This window comes from Streptomyces katrae (genome assembly GCF_000966975.1).
Taxonomy (GTDB): Bacteria; Actinomycetota; Actinomycetes; order Streptomycetales; family Streptomycetaceae; genus Streptomyces; species Streptomyces katrae.
In genome coordinates this window covers 1-9479 of the sequence record NZ_JZWV01000632.1, presented here as the reverse complement: position 1 = coordinate 9479, position 9479 = coordinate 1, and the positions used below count along the sequence as shown (strand labels likewise).

10 protein-coding genes and 1 pseudogene are annotated in these 9479 nt (G+C 71.1%); 3 read left to right on the top strand and 8 right to left on the bottom strand.

Going from position 1 to position 9479, the window contains the following annotated elements; all coding sequences use genetic code 11:
* A partial coding sequence (locus tag VR44_RS22540) for a PLD nuclease N-terminal domain-containing protein (protein ID WP_342669376.1) occupies positions 1 to 328 on the top strand: 328 nt, incomplete at its 5' end.
* Positions 329 to 358: 30 nt separating this feature from the next.
* Here the strand turns inward: VR44_RS22540 and VR44_RS22535 are convergent.
* The 7 genes and pseudogenes from VR44_RS22535 to hemL all read right to left on the bottom strand — a co-directional run bounded on the left by VR44_RS22535 (position 359) and on the right by hemL (position 7211).
* Positions 359 to 862, bottom strand: a complete 504-nt coding sequence (locus VR44_RS22535) for an SRPBCC domain-containing protein (protein WP_045949390.1) — start codon at positions 860 to 862, stop codon at positions 359 to 361.
* Positions 863 to 887: 25 nt separating this feature from the next.
* Positions 888 to 1979 (bottom strand): c-type cytochrome biogenesis protein CcsB, encoded by a 1092-nt coding sequence (gene ccsB / locus VR44_RS22530; protein WP_045949389.1) that lies wholly within the window; start codon positions 1977 to 1979, stop codon positions 888 to 890.
* Positions 1976 to 3676, bottom strand: a complete 1701-nt coding sequence (gene resB / locus VR44_RS22525; protein ID WP_045949388.1) for a cytochrome c biogenesis protein ResB — start codon at positions 3674 to 3676, stop codon at positions 1976 to 1978. Before resB ends, ccsB begins: the two co-directional genes overlap by 4 nt.
* A gap of 14 nt (positions 3677 to 3690) precedes the next feature.
* The gene (locus VR44_RS22520) at positions 3691 to 4416 is read right to left on the bottom strand and encodes a cytochrome c biogenesis CcdA family protein (RefSeq protein WP_045949393.1); all 726 of its coding nucleotides are present in this window, start codon (positions 4414 to 4416) and stop codon (positions 3691 to 3693) included.
* Positions 4417 to 4474: 58 nt separating this feature from the next.
* A complete protein-coding gene (locus tag VR44_RS22515; protein ID WP_045949387.1) occupies positions 4475 to 5104 on the bottom strand; it encodes a TlpA family protein disulfide reductase in 630 nt (209 codons plus the stop codon).
* Between the two features lie 100 nt (positions 5105 to 5204).
* Positions 5205 to 5879, bottom strand: a complete 675-nt coding sequence (locus tag VR44_RS22510; RefSeq protein ID WP_045949386.1) for a histidine phosphatase family protein — start codon at positions 5877 to 5879, stop codon at positions 5205 to 5207.
* Positions 5876 to 7211, bottom strand: a pseudogene (gene hemL, locus VR44_RS22505) (glutamate-1-semialdehyde 2,1-aminomutase). Before hemL ends, VR44_RS22510 begins: the two are co-directional and overlap by 4 nt.
* A gap of 448 nt (positions 7212 to 7659) precedes the next feature.
* Between hemL and VR44_RS22500 the strand changes: the two are divergent.
* Complete coding sequence (locus VR44_RS22500) at positions 7660 to 8097, top strand: hypothetical protein (protein WP_045949392.1); 438 nt, start codon at positions 7660 to 7662, stop codon at positions 8095 to 8097.
* 14 nt (positions 8098 to 8111) lie between these two features.
* Here the strand turns inward: VR44_RS22500 and VR44_RS22495 are convergent, their stop codons facing one another.
* On the bottom strand, positions 8112 to 8720 hold the full coding sequence (locus VR44_RS22495; RefSeq protein ID WP_045949384.1) for a DUF2867 domain-containing protein: 609 nt from the start codon (positions 8718 to 8720) through the stop codon (positions 8112 to 8114).
* 98 nt (positions 8721 to 8818) lie between these two features.
* Between VR44_RS22495 and VR44_RS22490 the strand changes: the two genes are divergently transcribed.
* On the top strand, positions 8819 to 9382 hold the full coding sequence (locus VR44_RS22490; RefSeq protein WP_045949383.1) for a TetR/AcrR family transcriptional regulator: 564 nt from the start codon (positions 8819 to 8821) through the stop codon (positions 9380 to 9382).
* Positions 9383 to 9479: the final 97 nt, after the last annotated feature.

Below are 9479 nucleotides of genomic sequence, written 5' to 3'. Positions count from 1 at the left end.
GTCCCACACCGTGCTGCGCTATCTGCCGTTCCTGCTGATCCTCGCGCTGACCATCTACGCCTTCATCGACTGCCTGAACACCCCGGAGGAGGAGGTCAAGAGCCTCCCGAAGGGGGTGTGGGTGCTGATCATCCTGCTGTTCTCGATCGTCGGCCCGGTGGTGTGGCTGCTCGCCGGAAAGAAGCGCACGGCGGCCGGCGGCGCGGGCGGCTTCGGCGGGGGCGGCCGGGCGCGCCGTACGCAGTGGGTGGCGCCCGACGACAATCCCGAGTTCCTGCGCTCGCTGCGCAAGGACGAGGACGACGAGAAGGACAAGGGCAAGGAATAACGGGCGGCCCTCAGAGCGGCCCTCCGGCCCTCAGCTCCTGCCGAAGGACGCGTACGAGGCCCTCAGCTCCGACCAGCGGGTGTCGGTCCAGGAGGGCCAGTCCGCCGGATGCCCGGCGAGGGCGGCCTCCAGCATCTCGAAGTGGTCGTGCCAGCCGGCCAGGCAGTCCAGGCGTTCCGCGTCGCTGCCGGCCCGCTCGTTCAGGAAGCGGATCACCGTCGAGTCGGTGCCGACGGGCTCCAGGTGGAAGCGGATCCGGCCGTGCTCGGAGACCGTGTACTCCACGACCCGCTCGGTGTCCCAGGCCGTGACCTCCCCCGACACCGTGGTGCCGGAGTTCAGCCAGCGCAGGGTCACGGCCCCGCCGAGACGGCGTTCCAGCACGTCGGCCGCCGCCAGCCAGGTGCGCAGCCCGTCACCCGTGGTCAGGAAGGGCCACAGGGACTCATAGGCGTAGGGGACGTGTACCTCGAAGCGCAGGAGCCAGCGGCCCTCGCCGCGCGGCTCGCTGGTGGCATGGCTCACAGGAGACATACCACCAGCGTCCCACCGACCGGGGTCAGACGCCCGCGTACGAGTGCTTGCCGCTGAGCAGGATGTTCACGCCGTAGTAGTTCCAGATCCAGCAGGCGAAGGCGAAGAGCGCCAGGTAGGCGGCCTTGCGGCCCTTCCAGCCGGCGGTGGCCCGCGCGTGCAGGTAGCAGGCGTACGCCACCCAGGTCACGAACGACCAGACCTCCTTGGGGTCCCAGCCCCAGTAGCGGCCCCAGGCGTCGCCGGCCCAGATCGCGCCCGCGACGATGGTGAACGTCCACAGCGGGAAGACGGCCGCGTTGATCCGGTACGAGAACTTGTCGAGGGTGGCCGCCGAAGGCATCCGCTCCAGCACCGAGGTGCGGAAGCGGCCGGGGGTCTTCCCGGCCTCCAGGTGGCTCTCGTAGCTGTCGCGGAAGAGGTAGAGGACCGCACCGGCCGCACCGATGTAGAAGACGGCGCCGCAGAAGATGGCGGTGGAGACGTGGATCCACAGCCAGTACGAGTGCAGGGCCGGGACCAGCTGGTCACTGGCGGTGTACAGCCAGGTGGTGGCGATGCCCAGGTCCAGCAGGACCGAGGTCACCAGGATCAGCCCGAGCCAGCGGACGTTCTTCTTCAGCGCCAGCAGCAGCAGGTAGGCGCCGACGGCGACCGTGGAGAAGGTCAGGTTGAACTCGTACATGTTGCCCCAGGGGGCACGCTCCACCGACAGCGCCCGGGAGACCACGCCCGCGGCCTCGATGAGGAAGCCGAGGACGGTCAGCGAGACCGCGATGCGCCCGTACAGGTCGCCCTTCTCGGTGCCGCCGGCCGCGCCGGGGCCGTCCGGGACGTCACGGACGCCGGACGCGGAGCGGGTGACGACCTTCGGCCGGTCCAGGACGGCCGTGCCGCCGCCCTTGGTCCGCACCTGCACGGCGGGCGCCGCACCGGCGGCGGCCGCGGCGGCCGGGGTCAGCGCGGCGGCCGTACGGCCGACCTTGCTGCGGCTGCCGAAGACCCATTCGGTGATGTGCGCGAAGAAGGCGAGCATGTAGACCGCCATCGACGCGTAGACCAGCTTGTTGCTGAGATCGGCGAGGCTCTCGTTCGTCGCCGCCGCGAGCAGCGTCATGCGCGCTCCCCTTCTTCTTCTGTTGTGGTGCCGGCATCCGCCGGCGCGGACCGCGCCGGGCTCGGCGCCGTCTCGTAGAGGGCGGCGGAGAGCGCCGAGAGCTCCTCGGGGAGCTTCGCGGACTCGCTGCGGCCCAGTCCCGCCATCTCGACGACGGTCACGCCGTCCGCGCCGCGCACCGCACGGACCCAGATCCGGCGGCGCTGGACGAACAGGGACGCGGCCAGACCGCCGATGGCGATCACGGCGCCCGCCAGGGCCAGCCCGGAGGCGGGCTGGTGGGTGACGGAGAAGGTGGCCCAGCGCTCGATGCCCTCGAACTTCACCGTGCCGGCGCCGTCGGGGAGGGTCATCGTCTCCCCGGGCAGCAGCCGCTGCTTGAACAGCTGCCCCTCGGGGTCCTTGAACTCCTGCATCTTGGAGGTGTTCAGCTGGTACACGTTCTGCGGCAGGCCCGCGTCCACGCCGAGGCTGCCGTGGTAGGCGCTGAGGGCGAGGACGGGGAAGTTCAGGTCCGGGAACTGCGAGAGCATCGTGCCCTTGCCGGCGCCCGCGAAGGTCGGCACGAACATGGCATTGAAGCCGAGCTGTTCCTTGTCGCCGTTCTTGTTGCGGTAGCCGTCCGGGACCTTCACGGCGCCCGAGGAGCTGAGGTTGCCGTCGAAGGGCAGCATCGGGACGGCGTCCCGGTAGACGACCTTGCCGGTGGGGTCGGTCACGGAGATGACCGGGGCGTAGCCGTGGCCCAGCAGGTAGATCTTCGAGCCGTCGATCTCCAGCGGCTTGTTGACCTCGATCTCGGCCTTCTTCGGCGCGCCCTCGGCGCCCTCGCTGTAGGTGACGTACGCCTTGAAGTCGCGGGCGGTGCCCTTCTGCGGGCCGGCCTTCTCGTAGCTGGCGTCGAACTTGTCCAGGGTGAACGAGAACGGCGTCAGGTCGTCGGCGGAGAAGAGGCTGCCGGACTTGAAGTCGTCGTACTGGGTGAGCGTGTTCGAGAACCCCTTGCCGCGCAGGACGAGCTTGCCGCCCTCGGACTTGAACAGCTGCCCGCAGGCGAAGGCCACGAGCATCACGATCAGGGCGATGTGGAAGGCCAGGTTCCCGGCCTCGCGCAGATAGCCCTTCTCGGCGGCGACGGCGCCGGCGGAGGCCTCGGTACGGAAGCGGCGTCCGCCGAGCAGGCCCTTCGCGGAGGCGAGGACCTCCTCCGGGGCCTTGTCCGTGCGCCAGGTCGTGTAGGCCGGCAGCCGGTCCAGACGGCGCGGCGCGCCGGGCGGCCGGCCGGTGAGCTGGCCGACGAACTGCCAGGTGCGCGGGACGATGCAGCCGATCAGCGACACGAACAGCAGGATGTAGATCGCGGAGAACCACACCGAGCTGTACACGTCGAAGAGCTGGAGCTTCTCGGCGACCGGCACCCAGAACTCGTGGGTCTTCTTCCACTCCGCGACCTTCATCGCGTCGACCTGGGTCTGCGGGATGAGGGAGCCGGGGATGGAGCCCAGGGACAGCAGGAAGAGCAGGATCAGCGCCACCCGCATGGAGGTGAGCTGCCGCCAGAACCAGCGGGCCCAGCCGATGACCCCGATGCCGACGGGGGCGGCCGGGCTGTCCTCGACGGGGGCCGTGGACAACTGGGCGCGGGCGGCCTCGTCCTCGTTCGGCGCCTCGGCGGGCGCCTTGTCGGTCGTACTCATGTGCGTGTAGTCCCTCAGATCCCCACCGTGAAGCCGTTGGTCCAGGTCTGCATCTCGTTGACGATGCTGAACCACATTCCTGTGACGAGCAGCAGACCGGTCAGGATCAGCATGCCGCCGCCGATGCGCATCACCCACGCGTAGTGCTTCTTCACCCACCCGAACGCGCCGAGCGCCTTGCGGAAGGCGACGGCGGCGAGGATGAAGGGCACGCCGAGACCGAGGCAGTACACAGCGGTCAGCAGGGCGCCGCGGCCTGCGGTGGCCTCGTTGATGGAGAGGGTGCCGACGGCCGCGAGGGTCGGTCCCATACAGGGGGTCCAGCCGATGCCGAAGAGGACACCGAGCACGGGCGCCCCGACCAGACCCGCGGTCGGCTTCTTGTGGAAGCGGAACTCGCGCATCGTCAGGCCCGGGATCCAGCCCATGAAGAACAGGCCGAGCAGGATCACGAGGACGCCCATGACCCGGGTGATGATCTCCTTGTTCTCACCCTGGAAGACCTCGCCGAACTGGCCGAAGAGCGCGCCGGTGGAGACGAAGACGGCGGTGAACCCGAGGACGAACAGGCCCGCGCCGGCCACCATCCGCCCGCGCCGGGCCTCGGCGAGGTCGGCGCCGCTGACCCCGGTCACGTAGGACAGGTAGCCGGGGACCAGGGGCAGGACGCAGGGGGAGAAGAAGGAGACCAGCCCGGCGAGCAGGGCGATCGGCAGGGCGATCAGCAGCCCGCCCGTCATCACCGTCGTGTTCACGCCGGTCGACTCGGCGGCGAGGAGGTGCTCTACGACCACGAGGTCACTGCTCCGCGAGCAGCGGGTCGATCATCGAGCGCAGCTGCTCCTCGTTGACCGCGGCCAGCGTACGGGCCGCGATCTTGCCTTCCTTGTCGAGGACGACCGTGGAGGGGATCGCGGACGGGTTCAGGGTGCCCTTGGGGAAGCGCAGGATCAGCTTGCCGTCCGGGTCGTACAGGCTCGGGTAGGTGATCCCGAAGTTCTGTTCGAAGGCGGCGGCGTTCTGGGTGCTGTTGTCGCGGGTGTTGATCCCGACGAACGCGACGTCCTTGCCGGCGTCGCCCAGCTCCTTGGAAACCTTCGCGAAGTACGGTGCCTCGGCCCGGCAGGGCGGGCACCAGGAACCCCAGACGTTGAGGACGACGACCTTGCCCTTGAGGGTGGTGGTGTCCAGCGTCTTGCCGTCGACGGTCGCGCCGTCCAGCCTGGGGGCCTCGGCCCGGTCGCCCTTGGCGACGGTGGAGATACCGCTGGGACCCGTCACGTAGTTGCCGCCGGCGGACCCGGCCGACTTGCTGCCGCTGTCGCCGCACGCCGTCAGGGTCAGGGCGCTCGCGAGGGTCACCGCGGTCAGCAGGATGGCGCGGCCGCTGGTCGAGCGGCGGCGGCGGGTGGCGCGGCTAAGGCTCATGTGAAAAGTTTCGCATGAGCGATTTGCCGATCTTCGGCACCCCCCGCCGCCCTGCGGGGCGCCGGGGCCCGGGACGCCGCCCCGGACCCCCGACCAGGCACTACGCCCCGAACGCCTTCGACTTCCCCTTCACCGGCTTCGCTCCGGCCAGGAGATGGGCCGGGACGAGATCCCGCGCCGGCTCGCTGTACCCCACCGACACCAGCTTGTCGTCCTGGTAGGTGAAGGAGGTCAGCGAGGCGAGCGTGCACTGCCGGCGCCGCGGGTCGTGCCACAGCCGCCGCTTCTCCGCGAAGCTGCGCACGATCCAGATCGGCAGCTGGTGGCTGACCGCCACCGCCTCGTGGCCGCGCGCCGCGTCCCGGGCCGCCTCGATCGCGCTCATCATCCGCACGACCTGCTCGACGTACGGCTCGCCCCACGACGGCTTGAACGGGTTCGTCAGGTGCTTCCAGTTGCCCGGCTTGCGCAGCGCCCCGTCACCGACGCCGAAGGTCTTGCCCTCGAAGACGTTGCCCGCCTCGATCAGCCGGCCGTCGGTGGCCAGCTCCAGGCCGTGCGTCTTCGCGATCGGCGCGGCCGTCTCCTGCGCCCGCTCCAGGGGGGAGGCCACCACGTAGGTGACGTCCCGGTCCTGGAGGTGCTCGGCGACCCGGTCGGCCATCTGCCGGCCCAGCTCGGACAGGTGGTAGCCGGCCCGGCGGCCGTAGAGGACCCCGTCGGGGTTGTGGACCTCGCCGTGCCGCATCACGTGGACGACGGTGATGTCACTCATGCGGTCGCCTCCGCGGCGGCTCGGGCGGCGGCGGGCAGCGCGGCCGCGACGCGCTCTACCGCGCGCTCGTCGTGGGCGGTGGACACGAACCAGGACTCGAACGCCGACGGCGGCAGGTAGACGCCCTGCGACAGCATCGAGTGGAAGAACGCATTGAAGCGGAAGCCTTCCTGCGTCTTCGCTGCGTCGTAGTTGCGGACCGGGTCCGCCGTGAAGAACACGGAGAACATGTTGGACGCCGTCTGCAGCCGGTGCGCCACGCCCTCCTTGGCCAGCGCCGCCGTCACCAGGCCCTGGATCTCCGCGGAGACCGCGTTCACCTTCTCGTACGCCGCGTCGTCCAGCAGCCGCAGCTGCGCGAGACCGGCGGCCGTGGCGACCGGGTTCCCGGAGAGGGTGCCCGCCTGGTACACCGGGCCGGCCGGGGCCAGGTGGCCCATCACGTCGGCGCGGCCGCCGAACGCCGCCGCCGGGAAACCGCCGCCCATGACCTTGCCGAAGGTCATCAGGTCGGGCTTGACGCCGTCGACCCCGTACCAGCCGGCCCGCGAGGTGCGGAAACCGGTCATCACCTCGTCGGAGATGTACAGCGCGCCGTTCTCGCGGCAGAGGTCGGCGAGACCCTGGTTGAAGCCCTCCAGCGGGGTGACCACGCCCATGTTGCCGGGGGCGGCCTCGGTGATCACGCAGGCGATCTCACCGGGGTGCGCGGCGAACGCCGCCCGCACCGCGTCGAGGTCGTTGTAGGGGAGCACGATCGTGTCGCCGGCCTGCGCGCCCGTGACACCGGGGGTGTCGGGCAGGGCGAAGGTCGCCAGTCCGGAACCGGCGGCGGCCAGCAGCGCGTCGACATGACCGTGGTAGCAGCCGGCGAACTTGACGACCTTGGCGCGGCCGGTGAAGCCGCGGGCCAGCCGGATCGCCGACATGGTCGCCTCGGTGCCGGAGGACACCAGGCGCACCTGCTCGACGGGCTCGATACGGGCGACGATCTCCTCGGCGAGGGCGACCTCGCCCTCGCCGGGCGTGCCGAAGGAGGTGCCGCGGGCGACCGCGGCCTGGACGGCCTCGATCACCTCGGGGTGGGAGTGGCCGAGGATCATCGGCCCCCACGAGCAGACCAGGTCGACGTACTCACGCCCGTCGGCATCGGTCAGATAGGGACCGGTACCGGACACCATGAACCGGGGCGTACCGCCCACGGCACGGAAGGCGCGGACGGGAGAGTTCACGCCGCCGGGGGTCACGAGGGACGCGCGCGAGGGACGCGCGCTCGAAGAGCGTCTGCGAAACTGGGGCTTCATACGGGTACGGGTAGCTCACACCAGCCATGGTCTCAGAGGCCGCGACAGACTTGCGGAGGGGCGTTTCACCGCGCCGCCTCGGGGGAGGTCACTGCCATGATGATCAGGCTGCGTGGCGGGGGCCGCGAAGCCGGGGCAGGAAATACCAGTCGGGTGGAGATATGCAACGCGGTGGTGGACCGGGCGAGGGTACGGACGGCCTGGACCCGCAGCGCGCCCGTGAGGCCCGACGCCGAGGCAGGCACCGCCGGGCCGCGGAAGCCGCGGAGGCGGCCGCCGCCCCCGGCACCGGCCGCACCCCGGAGGACCCCGACCGCCGCGAGGACACGGACCGCCCGGAGCGCGCGGAGGGCCGGTCACGCAAGGACGGACGGGACCGCCCGAAGCGCACCGGCGACACCGCCGGCTCCGTCGGCTCGGCCGGCTCCTCCTCCGACGCCGAAGACCCGGACGGCACCCCCAGGGGCGGCCGCGGCATGGGCGTGACGTACAAGTACTTCGGCGCGCCCGACGGTGCGACCGCCGCCCGGGTGCCGGTGACGATGCGGCCGGAGGAGCTGGGCGGCGACGAGCTCGGCATGGGCGGCATGTTCACCAAGATCAAGCCGGAGACGATGGCCGCGATGGTCCTCACCGGCATCGAGGGCATACCGCTGCACAAGGTGCCGCCGCTGGAGCTGGTCGTCCTGCACCCGGACTACGCGGTGGTCAAGCTGCCGATGACGGTCGTCGACCCGCTGCGCGACGTGGGCGAGGAGTCGGTGGGCGCGGCCGCCTTCATCTGGTCGACGGTCCCGGACCGCGGCGGGCCGCGGGACGCGTTCAACGTCTACCAGCTGCTGCACGAATGGCAGGACTTCTCCCACCGCCTCCACGAGAACGGCCACCAGGCCTACTGCCTCGTCTGGCCGTAGCCACCCGCCCGGGCTCAGACCGCCGCGTCGCGCGCGGCGGCGCCCGCCCGCCACTCGCGGCCGATGCCCGCGAGCAGCGCCGGGTACACCCCGAGGTACCGGAAGGGCTTGATGGCCAGCATGTAGGCGGCGCCGAGGAGCCCGTTCGGCTTGACCAGGACGGTCATCCGGCCGCAGTAGCCGCCGGACCCGTCCGGGACCCAGCCGAGGTGCAGCACGCCGTGCACGGTCCGGTTGGCCGTCTCGGCCACCCATTCGTCGTGCGTCTGGTAGACGGAGGTGAAGGGGACCGTCTTCGGGTCGGGACCCCGGGGGCCTTCCCCGAGGTCCGCCGGCAGCCGGTCGCGCAGGCTCGGCACGCGGCGGCCAACCCCGTCCTCGGGCCGGTCCCAGCCGAGCAGCGCGCCCAGCTTCCGGCGGACGGCGAACAGCACGCGGTAGACGGACGAGGAGACTCCCGCCCCGCTCCCGCGCCCCCCTCCGGCGAACTGCTCCACCAGGTGCGCGAGGTCGTCGGGGCCGCCCGGCGTGGGCAGCTCCCATACGTCCTCGACGCGGAAGTCCGGGGCGATCTCGTGGATCCGCCAGGGCTGTGAGGTGTACGCGGACGCGGGGAGTCTCATGGGCGCAACCCTTCTATACGATGCCGTATAGAACGAGGCTAGCACCGGCCTATACGGCACCGTATAGATGGGCCGGGCGGAACGAAGAGGGAGCCACCATGGCCACGCCACGCACCCCTCGCGGCAAGTGGATCGAGGAGGGCCTGCGGGCCCTGGCCGAGGGCGGCCCGGAGGCCGTGCGGATCGAATCGCTGGCGCAGGCGCTCGGGGTGAGCAAGGGCGGCTTCTACGGGTACTTCCGCAACCGCGACGCACTGCTCGGCGAAATGCTCGACACCTGGGAGCACGAGGCCGCCCAGGCGGTCATCGAACAGACCGAGGGCGACGGGGCCGACGACGCCCGGGCCAAGCTGGACCGGCTGTTCACGATCGTGGCCGAGTCAGGCGGGGGGCCGGTCCGGGGGGTGCCCATAGAACTCGCGATCCGCGACTGGGCCCGCCGCGACGAGGCGGTCGCCGAGCGGCTGCGCCGCGTCGACGACCGCCGGATGGACTACCTCCGTTCCCTCTTCTCCTCGTTCTGCCCCGACCCGGACGAGGTGGAGGTCCGCTGCCTGCTGGTCTTCTCCCTCCGCATCGGCGGCGAATTCATCGCCGCCGGACACGGCGGACGCACCCGCGCGGAGGTCATGACCCTCACGAAGCACTGGCTCCTGCGATAGCGGCCACCCTTGAGGCGCGGGGTCAGGGGCGGAGCCCCTGGGAACGGTGGAAGTGGGGGTCCCCCCGGACGGAGTCTGGGGGAGGGTAGGGGACCGG

Bases quoted from the DNA above. Each gene is read 5' to 3' on its own strand.
- VR44_RS22510 (WP_045949386.1), bottom strand. From the start codon at position 5,879: ATGAGTGACATCACCGTCGTCCACGTGATGCGGCACGGCGAGGTCCAC.
- VR44_RS22500 (WP_045949392.1), top strand. From the start codon at position 7,660: ATGGGCGTGACGTACAAGTACTTCGGCGCGCCCGACGGTGCGACCGCC.
- resB (WP_045949388.1), bottom strand. From the start codon at position 3,676: ATGAGTACGACCGACAAGGCGCCCGCCGAGGCGCCGAACGAGGACGAG.
- VR44_RS22495 (WP_045949384.1), bottom strand. From the start codon at position 8,720: ATGAGACTCCCCGCGTCCGCGTACACCTCACAGCCCTGGCGGATCCAC.
- ccsB (WP_045949389.1), bottom strand. From the start codon at position 1,979: ATGACGCTGCTCGCGGCGGCGACGAACGAGAGCCTCGCCGATCTCAGC.
- VR44_RS22515 (WP_045949387.1), bottom strand. From the start codon at position 5,104: ATGAGCCTTAGCCGCGCCACCCGCCGCCGCCGCTCGACCAGCGGCCGC.
- VR44_RS22535 (WP_045949390.1), bottom strand. From the start codon at position 862: ATGTCTCCTGTGAGCCATGCCACCAGCGAGCCGCGCGGCGAGGGCCGC.
- VR44_RS22490 (WP_045949383.1), top strand. From the start codon at position 8,819: ATGGCCACGCCACGCACCCCTCGCGGCAAGTGGATCGAGGAGGGCCTG.
- VR44_RS22520 (WP_045949393.1), bottom strand. From the start codon at position 4,416: ATGACGGGCGGGCTGCTGATCGCCCTGCCGATCGCCCTGCTCGCCGGG.